Annotated in this window: 10 protein-coding genes, 3 tRNA genes and 3 rRNA genes; 6 read left to right on the forward strand and 10 right to left on the reverse strand. The window is 32.4% G+C overall.

Annotation, left to right across the window (positions count from 1 at the left end; genetic code table 11):
• The first annotated feature begins 5 nt into the window (after positions 1-5).
• Positions 6-236: a transcriptional antiterminator Rof gene (locus ACNI28_RS04110; RefSeq protein WP_419765779.1), complete on the forward strand. Its 231-nt coding sequence runs from the start codon at positions 6-8 to the stop codon at positions 234-236.
• A gap of 65 nt (positions 237-301) precedes the next feature.
• Here the strand turns inward: ACNI28_RS04110 and ACNI28_RS04115 are convergent.
• The 9 genes from ACNI28_RS04115 to ACNI28_RS04155 all read right to left on the reverse strand — a co-directional run bounded on the left by ACNI28_RS04115 (position 302) and on the right by ACNI28_RS04155 (position 8,486).
• Positions 302-377, reverse strand: a tRNA-Thr gene (locus ACNI28_RS04115).
• A 153-nt stretch (positions 378-530) separates the two neighbouring features.
• A 5S ribosomal RNA gene (gene rrf, locus ACNI28_RS04120) occupies positions 531-646 on the reverse strand.
• A gap of 133 nt (positions 647-779) precedes the next feature.
• Positions 780-3,698: ribosomal RNA gene (locus tag ACNI28_RS04125) — 23S ribosomal RNA — on the reverse strand.
• 290 nt (positions 3,699-3,988) lie between these two features.
• A tRNA-Ala gene (locus ACNI28_RS04130) sits at positions 3,989-4,064 on the reverse strand.
• A 29-nt stretch (positions 4,065-4,093) separates the two neighbouring features.
• Positions 4,094-4,170, reverse strand: a tRNA-Ile gene (locus ACNI28_RS04135).
• A 109-nt stretch (positions 4,171-4,279) separates the two neighbouring features.
• A 16S ribosomal RNA gene (locus ACNI28_RS04140) occupies positions 4,280-5,796 on the reverse strand.
• The 16S, 23S and 5S rRNA genes sit together here with 3 tRNA genes alongside, the layout of an rRNA operon.
• Positions 5,797-6,101: 305 nt before the next feature.
• Positions 6,102-6,740: a type II secretion system protein gene (locus tag ACNI28_RS04145; RefSeq protein WP_419765781.1), complete on the reverse strand. Its 639-nt coding sequence runs from the start codon at positions 6,738-6,740 to the stop codon at positions 6,102-6,104.
• Positions 6,718-7,920, reverse strand: coding sequence for an ArnT family glycosyltransferase (locus ACNI28_RS04150; protein WP_419765783.1), 1,203 nt, complete (start codon positions 7,918-7,920; stop codon positions 6,718-6,720). The genes ACNI28_RS04145 and ACNI28_RS04150 overlap by 23 nt, the downstream gene beginning before the upstream one ends.
• Positions 7,917-8,486, reverse strand: a complete 570-nt coding sequence (locus tag ACNI28_RS04155) for an anthranilate synthase component II (protein WP_419765785.1) — start codon at positions 8,484-8,486, stop codon at positions 7,917-7,919. Before ACNI28_RS04155 ends, ACNI28_RS04150 begins: the two co-directional genes overlap by 4 nt.
• A 247-nt stretch (positions 8,487-8,733) precedes the next feature.
• On the opposite strand from ACNI28_RS04155, the gene ACNI28_RS04160 reads away from it, so the two are divergent.
• The 4 genes from ACNI28_RS04160 to ACNI28_RS04175 all read left to right on the forward strand — a co-directional run bounded on the left by ACNI28_RS04160 (position 8,734) and on the right by ACNI28_RS04175 (position 14,665).
• Positions 8,734-9,741, forward strand: a complete 1,008-nt coding sequence (locus ACNI28_RS04160) for a Fe(3+) ABC transporter substrate-binding protein (protein WP_419765787.1) — start codon at positions 8,734-8,736, stop codon at positions 9,739-9,741.
• 20 nt (positions 9,742-9,761) lie between these two features.
• Positions 9,762-11,339, forward strand: a complete 1,578-nt coding sequence (locus tag ACNI28_RS04165) for an ABC transporter permease (protein ID WP_419765789.1) — start codon at positions 9,762-9,764, stop codon at positions 11,337-11,339.
• A gap of 11 nt (positions 11,340-11,350) precedes the next feature.
• Positions 11,351-12,337, forward strand: coding sequence for an ABC transporter ATP-binding protein (locus tag ACNI28_RS04170; protein ID WP_419765791.1), 987 nt, complete (start codon positions 11,351-11,353; stop codon positions 12,335-12,337).
• 69 nt (positions 12,338-12,406) lie between these two features.
• On the forward strand, positions 12,407-14,665 hold the full coding sequence (locus tag ACNI28_RS04175; RefSeq protein WP_419765793.1) for a diguanylate cyclase: 2,259 nt from the start codon (positions 12,407-12,409) through the stop codon (positions 14,663-14,665).
• A 10-nt stretch (positions 14,666-14,675) separates the two neighbouring features.
• Here the strand turns inward: ACNI28_RS04175 and ACNI28_RS04180 are convergent, their stop codons facing one another.
• Positions 14,676-16,487, reverse strand: a complete 1,812-nt coding sequence (locus ACNI28_RS04180) for a menaquinone biosynthesis decarboxylase (protein WP_419765795.1) — start codon at positions 16,485-16,487, stop codon at positions 14,676-14,678.
• 85 nt (positions 16,488-16,572) lie between these two features.
• On the opposite strand from ACNI28_RS04180, the gene ACNI28_RS04185 reads away from it, so the two are divergent.
• Positions 16,573-17,721 carry a MalY/PatB family protein gene (locus tag ACNI28_RS04185; protein ID WP_419765797.1) on the forward strand — a complete coding sequence of 383 codons (1,149 nt, stop codon included), beginning with the start codon at positions 16,573-16,575 and terminating at the stop codon, positions 17,719-17,721.
• Positions 17,722-17,831 lie beyond the last annotated feature (110 nt).

The raw sequence follows: 17,831 nt of genomic DNA on the forward strand, positions 1-17,831 counted from the left end.
CAATCATGTATAATCCAATCTCATGTGAATTTTTTGATCAACTAGATGTAGCAATAAAAAGAAAAATTCCTTCAACTATCATTTACTTTAATAAAGATGAGATACTTACTATAAAAGGTTTGGTTGATACATTAATAGTTATAAAAGGTAAAGAGTATTTAGTTTTAGATAATAAACAACAAATAAGGCTTGATTTAGTCATATCATTTAATGGCAAAAAATATATAGAAATTTAAAATAACTCTTTATTCCCATTCCAAAAATATTTAATAAAATAATAAAACAATAAATAAAAAAAGAGTGGTGCTCACAGCGGGGATCGAACCTGCAACCTCTTGCTTACCATGCAATTGCTCTACCGTTGGAGCTATGCGAGCTTAGATGAATAGAAATATATACATAGAGTAATATATTAATAAATAAAGATAATACCCTAAAGAGAAGTAAATAAGCCTAAAAAAAGGCAAAAAAAAAGCTTAGTACTAAATAGAAATAAATCTATGTAGGACTAAGCTTTAAAAAAACTCAAGAGTTGGCGACGACTTACGTTTCCACAAGGGGACCCTGCAGTATTATCAGCGATGAAGTGCTTGACTTCCAGGTTCGGAATGGAGCTGGGTATTTCCACTTCTCAATAATCACCAACAAAGTTGAGTAGTAAAAGCAATAAATGCTCTTAATACTCAACTCTATCTTCTTGAGTTAGAGTTTTAATGTTAAAGTCTTTACACACATACTCATTAAGTATGTACTTAATAAGATAGTAAACCAAGAAATATATAAATAAGCCAAACGATCTATTAGTACTAGTCAGCTAAACGTCTTACAACGCTTACACATCTAGCCTATCAACCAGCTAGTCTTGCTGGGATCTTCAGGGAAAGTTCATCTTAGAGTTGGCTTCGAGCTTAGATGCTTTCAGCTCTTATCACATCCGTACGTAGCTACCCAACGATGCTCTTGGCAGAACAATTGGTACACCAGTGGTACGTTCATCCCGGTCCTCTCGTACTAGGGACAAATCTCTTCAACTTTCCTACGCCCACGGAAGATAGGGACCGAACTGTCTCACGACGTTCTGAACCCAGCTCGCGTACCGCTTTAAATGGCGAACAGCCATACCCTTGGGACCTGCTCCAGCCCCAGGATGCGATGAGCCGACATCGAGGTGCCAAACCTCCCCGTCGATGTGAGCTCTTGGGGGAGATCAGCCTGTTATCCCCGGCGTACCTTTTATCCTTTGAGCGATGGCCCTTCCACACAGAACCACCGGATCACTATGACCGACTTTCGTCTCTGCTCGAGTTGTATCTCTTACAGTCAGGCTGGCTTATGCCATTATACTCAACAAGCGATTTCCATCCGCTTTGAGCCAACCTTTGCAAGCCTCCGTTACTTTTTAGGAGGCGACCGCCCCAGTCAAACTACCCACCAGACATTGTCCTGAACGAGGATAACTCGTCCCAGTTAGTAACTCAAATATTCAAGGGTGGTATCTCAAGGGTGGCTCCGTGTATACTTGCGTCTACACTTCATAGCCTCCCACCTATCCTGCACATGAATATCCAAGCTACAGTGTCAAGCTGTAGTAAAGGTGCACGGGGTCTTTCCGTCTTTCCGCGGGTAGGAGGAATTTTCACCTCCACTACAATTTCACTGGATCCCTGGTTGAGACAGCTCCCATCTCGTTACGCCATTCATGCAGGTCGGTATTTAACCGACAAGGAATTTCGCTACCTTAGGACCGTTATAGTTACGGCCGCCGTTTACTCGGGCTTCAATCAAATGCTTCGCACAAGTGCTTACATCATCAGTTAACCTTCGAGCACCGGGCAGGCGTCACACCTTATACATCCTCTTGCGAGTTAGCAAAGTGCTGTGTTTTTGGTAAACAGTCGGGAGGGACTCTTTGTTGCAACCTCTATCGCTTTTTGGAGTAAATCCATATACAATAGTAGGCACACCTTATACCGAAGATACGGTGCTAGTTTGCAGAGTTCCTTAACCAGGGTTCTTCCACGCGCCTTAGAATACTCATCCCACCCACCTGTGTCGGTTTACGGTACGGGCAACAAATAATATACTTAGTGGCTTTTCTTGGCACGACAGTATCATCGATTCTGAATTAATTCCGAAGAATTGCAACAGCCTGTAAGATCTCGGTCTCATGTATCCCGGATTTGCCTAAGATACAACCTACATCCTTCGAGCCACTATTCCATCAGTGACCTCGATTAACTCTATGCGTCCCCACATCGCGCTTATTTGTTGGTATTGAAATATTAATCAATTTGCCATCGTCTACCCCTTTCGGACTCGACTTAGGTCCCGACTAACCCTACGATGACGAGCATCGCGTAGGAAACCTTGGGTTTTCGGCGTTGAGGATTCTCACCTCAATTATCGCTACTCATGCCTGCATGCTCACTTCTATCCGCTCCAGCACTCCTCGTCGGTATACCTTCAACGCTGAATAGAACGCTCTCCTACCACTCAAATAAATTTGAGTCTAAAGCTTCGGTGCATATCTTAGCCCCGTTATATTTTCCGCGCAAAATCACTAGACCAGTGAGCTGTTACGCTTTCTTTAAAGGGTGGCTGCTTCTAAGCCAACCTCCTGGTTGTCACAGTAACTTCACATCGTTTTCCACTTAGATATGACTTTGGGACCTTAGCTGTTAGTCTGGGTTGTTCCCCTCTCGACATAGGATTTTATCACCCTACGCCTGACTCCTATGATTACGCATATAGTATTCGAAGTTTGATAGGGTTTGGTACCGCGGTAAGCAGCCCTAGCCCATTCAGTGCTCTACCCCTATATGTTACTACATAAGGCTATACCTAAATATATTTCGGAGAGAACCAGCTATCACGAAGTTTGATTGGCCTTTCACCCCTATCCACAAGTCATCCCGAGACTTTTCAACGTCAATGGGTTCGGTCCTCCACTGGCTCTTACACCAGCTTCAACCTGCTCATGGATAGATCACTTCGTTTCGGGTCTGCAGCATCTGACTATGTCGCCCTATTAAGACTCGCTTTCGCTACGGCTCCGTACTTGACTTAACCTTGCCAGACACCACAACTCGCAGGCTCATTATGCAAAAGGCAGTCCGTCACCCTGTTGCAAGCAACATAGGGCTCCGAATGATTGTAAGCTAATGGTTTCAGGTTCTATTTCACTCTCCTCGCTGGAGTACTTTTCACCTTTCCCTCACGGTACTTGTTCACTATCGATCTGTAAGTAGTATTTAGGATTGGAGGGTGGTCCCCCCAGATTCAGACAAAATATCACGTGTTCCGTCCTACTCAGGATACCAATAGAGCTATTAAGAATTTCGTATACAGGAGTTTCACCTTCTATGCTATACCTTTCCAGATATTTCTACTATTCTCTTTAGTCTCACATTATGGTCCTACAACCCCCTATGCAAGCATAGGGTTTGTCCTAATCCGCGTTCGCTCGCCGCTACTTACGGAATCTCATTTGATTTCTCTTCCTCTGGCTACTGAGATGTTTCACTTCACCAGGTTAGCTCCCCGCAGGGTAACATATATCTCTATATGCTGGGTTGTCCCATTCGGAAATCCTCGGATCAAAGCTCTTTGGCAGCTCCCCGAGGCTTATCGCAGCCTAATACGTCCTTCATCGCCTCTTACAGTCTAGGCATCCACCATTAGCCCTTAATAGCTTATAATTTGTATAACTAAATCTCTTTAGTTACCTTTTTTGATAATTATTCCTTGGCTACTATCTTATTAAGTACATTATTTCTAACATATCCTAACAATATAGTAATTGTGTGTTTAAATTGTTTTCTATATTGAACTATAATAATTTACATTATTCTAATTCGAAAAAATTTTAAAGACTTTAACATTAAATTTTTAAATAACATGATTTTTATTACTAAAAACCAAATATAAATCTTATTTTTAAGACTTACATTTAGTTTTTCTTACTTTTTTTCATTCTACGTTTAGATGATGGTGGAGAATAGCGGGATCGAACCGCTGACCTCCTGCGTGCAAGGCAGGCGCTCTCCCAGCTGAGCTAATTCCCCAACAAATCTTAACACAAAGATTATCTTCATGGTGGGCCTACCAGGACTTGAACCTGGGACCTCACGATTATCAGTCGAGCGCTCTAGCCAGCTGAGCTATAGGCCCATTCTTCACCTATTATTACAAATAACCTTTATAAACCGAATATGATAATGGACATTACCCATTGTTTTTATTTCTTGAGATTAGAAACGAATCTAATCTCATTACTCTGAAAGGAGGTGATCCAACCGCAGGTTCTCCTACGGTTACCTTGTTACGACTTCACCCCAGTCGCTAAATCCACTGTGGAAGGTAGCTATTTTAGCATCCCCGCTTCGAATGAATTCAACTCCCATGGTGTGACGGGCGGTGAGTACAAGACCCGGGAACGTATTCACCGTAGCATAGCTGATCTACGATTACTAGCGATTCCAACTTCAAGTAGTCGAGTTGCAGACTACTATCCGAACTGGGAGGCATTTTTGAGATTCGCTCCACATCACTGTATTGCTGCTCTTTGTATACCCCATTGTAGCACGTGTGTAGCCCTGGTCGTAAGGGCCATGATGACTTGACGTCGTCCTCACCTTCCTCCTACTTGCGTAGGCAGTCTCGTTAGAGTTCTCAGCCGAACTGTTAGCAACTAACGACGAGGGTTGCGCTCGTTGCGGGACTTAACCCAACATCTCACGACACGAGCTGACGACAGCCGTGCAGCACCTGTATGAAAGCTCCTGCAAGCAGGCACCAATCCATCTCTGGAAAGTTCTTTCTATGTCAAGACCAGGTAAGGTTCTTCGCGTATCGTCGAATTAAACCACATGCTCCACCGCTTGTGCGGGTCCCCGTCTATTCCTTTGAGTTTTAATCTTGCGACCGTACTCCCCAGGCGGTACACTTAATGTGTTAACTGCATTACTGCAAGGTCTAGCCTCACAACAACTAGTGTACATCGTTTAGGGCGTGGACTACCAGGGTATCTAATCCTGTTTGCTCCCCACGCTTTCGCGTCTCAGCGTCAATAGTGTTCCAGTAGATCGCCTTCGCAATCGGTATTCCTTCTAATATCTACGGATTTTACCCCTACACCAGAAATTCCATCTACCTCTCCCACATTCTAGATAGACAGTTTTGGAAGCAGTTCTATGGTTGAGCCATAGGATTTCACTTCCAACTTATCTATCCGCCTACACGCTCTTTACGCCCAGTAATTCCGAGTAACGCTTGCACCCTCCGTATTACCGCGGCTGCTGGCACGGAGTTAGCCGGTGCTTATTCATATAGTACCGTCATTATCTTCCTATATAAAAGGAGTTTACGCACCGAAATGTGTCATCCTCCACGCGGCGTTGCTGCATCAGGGTTTCCCCCATTGTGCAATATTCCCCACTGCTGCCTCCCGTAGGAGTCTGGACCGTGTCTCAGTTCCAGTGTGACTGATCATCCTCTCAAACCAGTTAGGTGTCATTGTCTTGGTGAGCCATTACCTCACCAACTAACTGATACCGTACAGGCCGATCCTAGAGCTATAAATATTTCCCTTGCTCACTTATGTGATAAAGGCATATGGGGTGTTAGCAGTCGTTTCCAACTGTTATCCCCCTCTCTAGGGCACGTTACCTATATATTACTCACCCGTGCGCCACTTAGCTGACAATTAAAGCAAGCTTTAATCCGTTCTCGTTCGACTTGCATGTGTTAAGCACGCCGCCAGCGTTCACTCTGAGCCAGGATCAAACTCTCCATAAATGTTTAGTTTAATCATGACTAGTGTCTAACTCTTTTATCTAACTTCCGAAAAAGTTAATTGCAATTGTTTACTGACATTACTCATTGTTTTTTTAATAGACGAGAATTGTATAAATTCTCTTGTTTTATATCATATTCGGTTTATAAAAGTTACTTATCTTTTTAACCGTAGTTTGTTAAAGAACATCAACTCTTTGTGACTTCCATCACTCAAATTGGACGGGAATTATAATAGGTTTTTATACCTTTGTCAAGAGCTTTTCTTTAATGTTGGCTTAAATTTGGAAAGTTCTTCAGTTTGCTATTTATTGCTTTTCTATAAAGCCTGTTTTTGCGTATATTTTTATGCTTTTTGTTTGCTTGTTTTTTGACTTAAATTCTATCAAACAATCATTTTCTAGTAAATATGCATAGTTATCATTATCTATATTACTAAGTCTTGTATATACATTACCATCATTACCAAAAGATATTTGTCCCAATGAGCTTGTGTCATTACACGACATATTTATACTTTGGATTCCAAACTTTTTTGTTAAAAGTACGTATTGGCTATTTGAACTATTTTCTTGACAAGAGTTTGAGGAATAAATATTTTTCTTAGTTAATGGGTCTTTTAAACTATCATCACTACCGGGATGTCCACTCATATTCTTATCACTATATATGGAATAGTATATCCCTCCAACACTTTTTCTACATCTAAAAAACTTTAATGTCCATCTTTGTTTATGCCATAAAGGATTTGATGTAGAGAACTTATCATCTATCAAAGCTTGTAATTTTGTTTGATTTAAATATATTATCAATCTATTGATAGCTGTATCAAACTCTGGTTCTATTTTTTTTGGAAGTATAATGTATGAGAAAAAAGAGATAAGTAAAATTACAAAGATAAGCTCAATAAGGAAAAAAGCTTTTTTATTTTTCGATTTTATACACATAAATATCTAATAACTCTTTTTCAAAATAGTTAATTGTAAATTTATAATCATAGTTCGTTGGATTATATAAAGAGACTAAATACTCTTCTCCTTTTTTAATCCCGTAAAATTCTAACCTTTTTTGAAGTTTTCTATCATATATTTTTACATTGTTAATATTATTGTCTTTTAAAGTATTTGCAATCTCTTTTGCAAAGTGATAATCATAAGCAAAATGTTTTTGAGGATTATTTAAAAATAGATAGATAGGTTTATTGTATATAAGTAAGAAAGTATTTACAAATAGTAAAAAAAGAGTTACTTTAACTATGTTGTAATGTGTTTTTCTAAACTCTGGTAATCTTACTCTTAATGAATGCATAAATAACTTTAACATTATGGGAATTGCAATTACTACATAAGGTGCAAAATCTTCAATATAAACTTTTTGTCTAAATGATAAAAGAAGTGAAAAGACCATTGCTGTAGTTGAGATATACCAATATATTGAACGAGTTCCTTTTATCCCTACTCTATATAAAGAATAAAAAAAGTATAAAAATATTAAAGGAGAGAATATTGAAGCATAGATTCCAAATGTATCTAAGAGATAACTTTTAGGTTTTCCAGTTGAATCAAAGCCATAAATATACATTGATAACCCAAATAAAACCAAAGAGATAATTAATAGTCTATTCTCTTTTTTATTGAGTGAATAAAAAAATAAAGCTAAAAATAAAATAGCAAAAGAGTTATCAACAAATAAAAAAAACCCTAGTAAATAGTAATTATGTTTTGAATAGGTCTTGTAATAATAAAGATAAGATAAGGTACAAAAGATTACAACTATAGAACTATTTATAAGTAAAGAAGCACTTACAACTCCTGGTAAAAACATAAATATAAGTACACTTATTAATCTATCTATCTCTTTTTTAAAATAATCTTTTGTCAGTAAATAGATTAAAATTACACTAAATACATAAAGAATAATAAATGGAAGTCTAATTGAGATATCATTATTACCAAATATATATGTGGTAGTTTTTGTGATATAAGAAAGAACAGATTTATTTACTAAAACATTTAGTGCTTCATCATATGAGATACTTAAAGTATTGGCAACAAAAATAAGTACAACAAAAAATATTGCTAGGATAGCGCCAAAGATATAGTTGTACAGTTTTTGTTTAGTAATCATATTTTTAAAAAGTTATTAATCATTTCATATCCATACTCACTCATAATTGATTCTGGATGAAACTGTACCCCATAGATTTTTTTGTCCTTTATTTCAAGCGACATTATTTCATCATCATCTAAACTTCTAGATGTAACTTTTATACAAGAAGGTAAATTATCTTTCTTTACAATTAAAGAGTGATACCTTGTTTGTGTAAATTCATTTGGTAAACCATTAAAGATAATCGTATCTTGGGATATTTTTATTTTTGAAGTTTTTCCATGCATCATATTATTTGCTCTTACTACCTTAGCTCCAAATACTTGAGCAATACTTTGATGTCCTAGACAAATACCAAAAATAGGTTTACTGTTGGCAAAGTGTTTTATAACATCTAAACAAACACCTGCATCATCTGGAGTTGCAGGGCCTGGAGAGATTATAATTTTTTCAGGATTTAATTTTTCTATCTCTTCTATACTTAATTCATCATTTCTTATTACTTTTAAATCAGCACCTAACTCTAAGCAATATTGCACAATGTTGTATGTAAAAGAGTCATAGTTATCAATCATTAATATCATTTAAAACTTATCCTTGACTATTGTTTATAAATAGATTATTTTATTGAAAATATTATAACCACTATTAAATTGTTTTTAAATTAATTTATTTTTGATTATGCGTTCCGTTTATAGTTTTATTCTCAAACAATAAATTTTTATAAACAGCCCAGCATAACATAATGATAATCATTCTTATAATTAAGCAGTAATTAAGTTTTATTTGCATAGTATATCAATATTAATTATCAATATAGAAAGGTTTAGAATGTTAAAAAAGTTAGTACTAGGAATGTTCGTCCTTGTAAGTTCGATATTTGCAAGTGCAGAAGTAAATGTTTATTCACATAGACATTATGATACAGATAAAAAATTATTCAAAATGTTTGAAGAGAAAACAGGAATAAAAGTAAATGTTGTAAAAGCTAATGCAAATGCATTGGTCAAAAGGTTAGAAACAGAAGGAAATAAATCGCCTGCTGATGTTTTAATCACAGTTGATGCAGCAGGTCTTTATAAAGCAAAAAGTAAAGACTTATTACAATCAATCAACTCAGAATATTTAGAAAAAAATATTCCTACAAAACTAAAAGATAAAGATAATCAGTGGTTTGCTCTTACAAAAAGATCAAGAGTTACGGTTTATAGAATAGGTTCTGGAATAGAAAATGAATTATCAACATATGAAGATTTAGCAAGTCCAAAATTTAAAGGTCAAATTATGATTAGATCTTCAAATAATGCTTACAACCAATCTTTACTTGCAGCAGTTATTGCACATCACGGAGAAGAGTATGCTCTAAAATGGGCAAAAGGTATAGTTGCTAATATGGCAAAAGACCCAAAAGGAAATGATAGATATCAAGTAAAAGCAATAGCAAATGGTATTGGAAAAATTGCGATTGTAAATACATATTATGTAGGAAAAATGGTTGATAATAAAGATTTATCTCAAGCAGATGCTGTAAAAAAAGTTAAAATCTTTTTTCCAAAATTTGAAAATGGTGGTACACATGTAAATGTAAGTGGTGCTGGCGTTGCAAAATATTCTCCAAATAAAGAAAATGCAATCAAATTTATTGAGTTCCTAGCAAGCCCAGATGCTCAAAAACTTTTTGCAGAAGGTAATTTTGAATATCCAGTATTAAAAGGTGTAAAAGCTTCAGGATTGGTTCAATCATGGGGAAGTTTTGAAGATGACACTATTTCAATCAATACTTTAGGTGAAAACAATGCAAAAGCTGTTAAAATCTTTGATTTAGCCGGATGGAAATAATAGAAAGGTTTTATAAATAATTGAATTATTTTAATAAATTAACAATAAGTAGTGTTTTTTTAACACTACTTATTTCAATGCCAGCTTTATTATTGTTATCAAATATATTTTCAAGTAGTGACAATTGGTCTCATCTTGTAGATACTGTACTATTTGAATATGTCTTTAATTCGCTATATATTATGTTTGGCGTTGCACTACTAACTTCAGTAATAGGTTTTTCAACTGCTTATATAACTTCACTTTTTACTTTTACAGGCTCTAAGTTTTTTCACTATGCCTTAATACTACCTTTTGCTATTCCTACCTACATAGTCTCTTATGTTTATGGAGGGATGTTTGATATAACAGGAAGTGTGACAACTTTTATACTAAACTTAATAGACAAAGATTTAAGTGAAGTATATTTCTTTGATATTATGTCAATAGAAGGGGCAATTATAGTAATGTCATTGGTTTTATATCCATATGTTTATTTGATTTCAAAAACATATTTAAAATCTGAATCATCATCTATTATTGATGCTTCTAAAACTTTTGGTTTTACAAATTTTCAAATATTTTACAAAGTAATTATTCCCATTTCAAGACCAGCCATTGTTGCAGGTGTGATTTTAGCAGTTATGGAAGCAGTTGCAGATTTTGGTGTTATGGATTATTATGGAGTTTCAACCTTTGTAACAGGTATATTTAGAACTTGGTTTGGATTAGGAAGTGTTGAAGATGCTTCAAAACTAGCATCTATGCTTATGCTTTTTATATTTATTTTAATATTTCTAGAAAAGTATCAAAGAAAAAACATAAGATATAGAAGTGCAGGAAAAGATTTTAAACCAATTACAAAAGAAAAACTAAAAGGCTATAAAAATGTCTTGGCATTTATAATATGTTTTATTCCTTTTTTCTTAGGTTTTTTACTTCCCTTTACACAAATGAGTTATTGGTTCTATCTTTCATATGAATCAACAATTAGTGAAGAGTTTTTAACTGTGTTTTATCAAACACTTTTTTTAGGAGTTACAACATCAGTCTTGATTACTTTTTTAGCCTTTATTTTTACTTTTAATATAAGAGTTCATAAAAGTAAATTAGCTGATTATTTAACACAAATTTCAAAACTAGGATACTCAATTCCAGGTGCTGTGGTTGCAGTAGGAATATTATCATTTTTTTTACTTATTAACCAAACACTTGACATACTGTTAGTAGGAAGTATTGTAGCTGTTATTTTTGGTTATGTAGTTAGGTTTTTAGCAATTTCCATAAACAATTATGAATCAGGTTTTTCAAAAATACCTCAAACATATGATGATGCTTGTAAAACAATGAATCTTGGCTCTTTTAGAACTTTTTATAAAGTAATACTTCCCTTAATAAAAAACTCTATTATTGCAAGTTTGATTATTGTATTTATTGAAGTAATAAAAGAGTTACCTTTAACTATGATATTAAGACCCTTTAATTTTGATACTCTAGCTGTATTATCCCATGAATTAGTAGGTCAAGCACAAGTTGTGGAATCAAGTGTTCCTGCTATGTTTATTGTAGTTCTTGGAATAATATCAGTTTTGATATTAGCAAATAAAATGAAAGATTAAGAAGGAATTTAATGATTGGAATTAGTATAAAAGACTTTTCAATATCTTTTGGAAATAATGAAATATTAAAAAATATATCATTTGATGTACAAGCAGGAGAAATTGTCACAATCTTAGGACCTAGTGGATGTGGGAAAAGTACCATATTAAGAAGTATTGCCTCTTTAGAAAATAGATATGAAGGTTCTATTTATCTAAATGAAACTTGTTTAGTAAATAATTCTACTACATGTAACAAAGATATTGGTTATATTTTCCAAGATTATGCACTATTCCCTCATCTAAATGTAAGAGAAAACATTGAGTTTGCCCTATTTAAATTAAGTACCAATGAAAAACAAAGAAGAGTTGATACACTATTAAAGCAGTTTGATTTAGTTGAACATAAAAATAAGCAGATTCATGAATTAAGTGGTGGTCAACAACAACGTGTTTCAATTGCAAGAGTTCTTGCCTATGAACCAAAAGTTTTACTTCTTGATGAACCTTTTTCTAATCTTGATTCCATATTAAGAGCAAAAACAAAACTCTGGCTAAAAAACCTAATCAAAGAGCTAGGACTTTCTGCTATTTTGGTAACACATGACCAAAAAGAAGCTTTATCGATGTCTGATAAAATTGGAATAATACATAATAAAACAATCGAACAATTTGACACACCTAAAAATATATATAAAAACCCAAAAAGTTTCTATATAGCTAACTTTTTAGGAGAAGTTAACTCCTTACCAAAATTTATTGTAGATGATTTAAACAAAGATTTAAATAAAACTCATATTCTTAGAATCTATGACACAAAAGTCACAAATACCATTAATAATTACAAATTAAATATCATAGACATCCTTTATTGTGGGGAATATGAAGAGTTGATTTTATCTTTTGAAAAAGATTCAAAATCTCTAATCAAAATAAGACTCAATTTAGATGAACAAATATCTAAAAATAAAGATATATTTTTAGATATAAATGAAGCAAAAATAATAGCTGTAAATTAAAAAGTTTTAATTTTATAACTTTTACATATATTTAATGAATAATAACTTTTAAATATGTTATTATTTGAAATGAAACACTTATTATTAAAACTACTATTAATTAACCTATTCATTTTCACATTAAATGCTAAAGAAAATGAAAAAATCACACTAAGACTTGATTGGCTAAACCAATTCCAATTTGCAGGATATTATGTTGCAAAAGAGAAAGGTTTCTTTAATGAAGTTGGTCTAGATGTAGATATAAAAGAGTTTGAATATGGTATTGATCAAATAAATGAAGTCTTAGAACAAAAAGCAAACTATGCCGTTGGCAAGTCCTCTTTAATCATAGATAAACTAAATGGAAAAGGTATTGTTGCTTTAGCTTCGATTTTTCAAAGCTCGCCTATGGTTTTATTAACAACTAATTTGTCAATAAAAAAACCTGAAGATTTATTACATAAAAAAGTAATGCTTACACCAGATGCAAGAACAGCAATAGCAATTAACTCAATGATAAGCTCAAGGGGTGTAAATCTAGAGCATATTGATTTTCAACAACATAGCTTTAATCTAAATGATTTAATTACTGGAAAAACGGATGCCATGGGTTCATATATCTCAAATGAGCCTTTTTTACTAAAAAATAGAAATATTAAATTTAATATTTTAAATCCCAAAGATTATGGCTTTGATTTTTATGGTGGCATTTTATTTACCTCAAATTTTGAACTAGAAAATAATCCAAAAAGAGTACAAGACTTTCAAAAAGCTATTTTAAAGGGTTGGGAATATGCTTTTTTAAATATTGAAGAGAGTATTGAAATCATTATGAGTAAATATAATACTCAAAATAAGACTTATTCTGCACTTTTTTATGAGGCTAACTCTTTGAAAAAGTTATCAGGGATAGAAGAAAATAAGTTAGGTCTTATAGAAAAGAGTAAACTCGAAGAGATTCAATACATCTACACTATGCAAAAACTAGTTCAAGCAAATCAAAAATTATCTAACTTTATAGTTTATCCTTCTGATGTGATATTAAGCTCCATTGAAAAAAATTATTTAAAAAGAAACACACTTACTTATTTATCTAAAGTTAATGCCCCATTTAACAATGGCCTAGGAGTTGATAGTATTGAACTTGATTATATAGATGCCCTTAAAAGTAAGGCAAATATGGACATAAAAATCAAAAATGACTTAAATATTGAAGAATCACTAAAATTATTAAATAAAAATCAAGCATATTTTAAAGCTAACTTCTCAAATGGTACAAAATCCAATGATTATTTATACACAAAACCAATTGCAGCTTTTGATTTAGCCATAGCTACTAATTTATCAAAAACATATATATCTTCAACAAGTATATTAGAAGATAAAAAAGTTGCTATTAGAAAGAATTCTTTACTGTTAAAAGAACTTGAAAAAAAATACCCAAATATTAAGCTAATTAAGACTGACTCTACAAGTGATGCTTTAAAACTACTCTCTAATGATGAAGTTTATGCAGTAATTGATTTATTGCCACTATTAAATTTGAAGATTTTAGAAAATAATGATAATACAATAAGAATATCAGGTGTTACAGGTTTAAAATTTGAATTAAAATATATTTTAAACAAAGAAGACAAAATATTACAAACTATTTTAAATAAAATTATTCAAAGAATAGATGAAAAAGTAAAAAATAAAATAGATGAAAAATACAATATACTCAATTATGAAACAATTGAACGCATCTCTTTGTTTTACAAAATATTAATAGTATTAGTTCTTCTACTGTTTATTTTTGTTCTTTATAATATAAAATTGATAAATGAAATGAGAAAAAGAAAAAAATTAGAAAAAGAGCTCCATAAAATAGCCGATACAGATGAATTAACTAACTTAAATAATAGAAGAAAAATGATTAAGATATTAATTAATTCTATCGCAATTTCAAGACAATACAAAAAGCCTTTATCTATCATATTTTTAGATATAGATAATTTCAAAATAATAAACGACACAAAAGGTCATGCCATAGGAGATGATATATTAAAAGAGTTTTCTAAACTAATAAATAAAAATATTAGATCAACGGATACTTTTGGAAGATGGGGAGGAGAAGAATTTTTATTAATTCTTCCAAATACTTCTACAGAAAATGCAAAAAGAACTGCTGAAAACCTAAAAGACATAATCTCTTCATATAAATTCAAATCTAAAGACAGTATTACAAGTAGTTTTGGAGTAACAACTTTAAGAGATGACGATGATAAGAAAAGTTTTATAAGAAGGGCTGATGAAGCTATGTATTTTGTAAAAGAGAATGGTAAAAATGCAGTTAAAGTAGATTAACTACTTTAACTCATATTTGAAACTTAGAAATAAGTTCATCACTACAATCTAAAATCCCACGTTTTTTTAAATCCTCAATCACACTTTTTGTACAATCAACATCATCAGGCCATCTTCTTTGGAAATTGTCATATGAATTTTTATTTGTAGCATCTACACCTAAAGTGTCATTTGCTATAAATATATCTCTATTTGAGTCAATATTATTACAAACTCTCCAAATAAGCATATATGGATTATGCACATCATTTTTAGCCTCATCTACAATTATTACTATTCTAAGGTGTTCATATAAAGGTTTAAGCTCTTCAAATAGATACTTTTGACTTCTAGTTTTATTTACAGTGATTATAGTAACTGGATTTTTTGTATATTTATAATATTGCTTTAAATTAATTATATCACTTGAAATCTCTTTCATCTTAGATAATAGTTCATTATCACCTAAAACTTTTATTCCACTGTCACTTATCTCAGGTCCTGTACAATCAAGACCTAGTTTTCCACCAACTGCAAATTTTGGACTTGAGTGATCTAGGGCATCAACAACCCCCCTTGAGATAAATAGGTCATTTATATCTATTCTATTTAATATATATTTTGCTATCTCTTCATGGTTCGTGAGTTCTGGTGCATCATGATTTACAAAGATTGCATGTTTTACAAAACTCATTTGCCCTACTCCCCAAAATGCGTGCATCATTTGACTTGCATGCCCTGGATATAGTGTTTTTATTTTAGCAATTATAAGATTATGAAAAACTCCATTTTCTGGCATATAATAATCTATCAAATCAGGAGCAGTTGTTTTTAATAGTGGTAAAAATATTCTCTCTGTTGCATGTCCCATATATTTGTCTTCTAATGGTGGCTTTCCAACAACCGTTGCCAAAAATGTTGGTTTTGCTTTTGAAGTTATAGCTGTAACTTCCATAAAAGGATATTCTTCTTCTAAGGTGTAATAACCAGTATGATCCCCAAATGGACCCTCTATTCTCATCTTAGATGGGTCTACAAAACCTTCTATTATAAAGTCATTATCTCTTGGAACATATATATCATTTGTGATTGATTTTACAAGTTGAGCATTTTTGTTTTTAACAAAACCATAAAGCATAAGTTCAAATACTCCAATAGGAAGCGGAGCTTGTCCACACCAAATATACATAGGATCACCACCAACTCCTATAGATACTGGCATTTTTTTACCAGCAGCTTTATATTCGTGAAAGAAGTGATTGCTATCTTTATGTATTTGCCAATGCATACCTAAGGTATGATCATCATAAACTTGCAATCGATACATTCCTAAGTTTTTAAGCTCCCCATTTAAACTAGTTGTATAAACTTGTCCCATGGTAATAAAAGGTCCACCATCTTGTTCCCAAGTTGTCAAAACAGGTAAATCAGATAGTTTAGCATCGCTTCCTAGTTTTATAACTTGTTGACACTCGCCTTTTCCCTTACTTTTTTTAGGAATAGTATTTTTAAGAGCAAAAAGTTTTCCAAAAGTTGAAAGTTTTTCACTAAATGTTGTTGGTGGTTTCATTTTTAGTAAGCTTTCTATCTCACTTCCTATCTTATCTCCATCACCAATAAATAGTTTTACTGCTTTTTCATTACAAAAAACATTCATCAATACTGGAATATCAAATTTCTTTCCACTTTTTTTATCAATAGGATTTGTAAATAAAATCGCTTTTGAATCCTCTTTTTTAACCTCTACATATGCGATGTGTGGTATCTCTAAATATATATCCAACTCATCATCAATCACTTTTAATAAATCATTTTTTCTAAGTAAGTCTATTGCTTTTTCCATATTTCCCTCTAAAGTAAACAAATAATTAGTATAAATCTTATATCATTTTATCATTAAAAAATAGTTTATAATAGAGGTTTTAAATATGTTTGATAAAATAATTGATAGAAAAAACAGCTCATGCACTAAGTATGATGATTTAGAACACTATTTTGGAAAAGCTAATTTAGATCCATTTTGGGTTGCTGATATGGATTTTGAGATACCAGCATTTTTGCAAGAAACTATTCAAAAAAGAGCCTCACATAATGTATATGGATACGGAAAACAAAATAAAGAGATTTTTGAAGCAATAAAAAACTGGATGAAATCTCAGCACTCTTGGGATATTGATACTTCATGGATATCTTTATGTAATGGAGTTGTTCCAGCATATGCAGCTTGTATTGAAGCCTTTAGTAATATTGATGATGAAGTTATTGTTCAAACCCCTGTTTATTTTCCTCTCTTTCAATGTATTAAAACTAACAATAGAAAAGTTTTATATAATCCATTAAAAGAAAATGATGGTTACTATACTATGGATTTAGAACATTTAAAATCAATCATTACACCAAAAACAAAAATATTAACACTCTGTTCACCTCATAATCCAGTTGGAAGAATTTGGAGTAAAGGTGAGTTAGAAGAGTTGGCTAATATATGTATGGAAAATAACATTACTATAATAAGTGATGAAATACATGCGGACTTAGTATTTAAAAAGTTTACACCACTTGCATCTATAAATAAGACAATATCAAATTGTACAGTTACTCTAAACTCTTCAGGAAAAACATTTAATATTGCAGGATTAAACGCTTCATATTGTATCACTTCAAATAATGAATTAAAAGATAAATTAGATAAAGTCATAAAACAAAGAGTAATAAACTCAATAAATGTATTTGGACTAATTGCAATGCAAAGTGCCTATGAAAATGGAACTATATGGCTAAATGACTTAAAAGACTACATCGCATCAAATATAGATTTTACAATAGAATATTTACATAATAATAGTAAAATAAAAGTTCATAAACCAGAAGCAACATACCTATTATGGCTTGATTTTAGCGAGTATGATTTATCTCATAATCAAATAAAAGAGATCTTATTAAATGAATGTAATGTAGCACTTAATGATGGATTAACATTTGGGAAAAATGGAAAAAATTACTTTAGATTTAATACTGCAACATCAAAAATACAACTTAAAAATGGATTAAATAAAATTATTAATATTTTTAAATAAATAAATTCATATAATAAAGTATTACCTTTTTTCTCACTTTTTTCTCTTTGTTTTATTTTGTAACAAATGCTTAAGAAATTGCCACAAAGTTAGTGTACAATCATTCTACA

The organism is Arcobacter denitrificans (SeqCode) (assembly GCF_048571185.1).
GTDB lineage: Bacteria > Campylobacterota > Campylobacteria > Campylobacterales > Arcobacteraceae > Arcobacter > Arcobacter denitrificans.

Bases quoted from the DNA above. Each gene is read 5' to 3' on its own strand.
- ACNI28_RS04110 (WP_419765779.1), top strand. From the start codon at position 6: ATGTATAATCCAATCTCATGTGAATTTTTTGATCAACTAGATGTAGCA.
- ACNI28_RS04155 (WP_419765785.1), bottom strand. From the start codon at position 8,486: ATGATATTAATGATTGATAACTATGACTCTTTTACATACAACATTGTG.
- ACNI28_RS04185 (WP_419765797.1), top strand. From the start codon at position 16,573: ATGTTTGATAAAATAATTGATAGAAAAAACAGCTCATGCACTAAGTAT.
- ACNI28_RS04180 (WP_419765795.1), bottom strand. From the start codon at position 16,487: ATGGAAAAAGCAATAGACTTACTTAGAAAAAATGATTTATTAAAAGTG.
- ACNI28_RS04175 (WP_419765793.1), top strand. From the start codon at position 12,407: ATGAAACACTTATTATTAAAACTACTATTAATTAACCTATTCATTTTC.
- ACNI28_RS04145 (WP_419765781.1), bottom strand. From the start codon at position 6,740: ATGTGTATAAAATCGAAAAATAAAAAAGCTTTTTTCCTTATTGAGCTT.
- ACNI28_RS04170 (WP_419765791.1), top strand. From the start codon at position 11,351: ATGATTGGAATTAGTATAAAAGACTTTTCAATATCTTTTGGAAATAAT.
- ACNI28_RS04150 (WP_419765783.1), bottom strand. From the start codon at position 7,920: ATGATTACTAAACAAAAACTGTACAACTATATCTTTGGCGCTATCCTA.
- ACNI28_RS04160 (WP_419765787.1), top strand. From the start codon at position 8,734: ATGTTAAAAAAGTTAGTACTAGGAATGTTCGTCCTTGTAAGTTCGATA.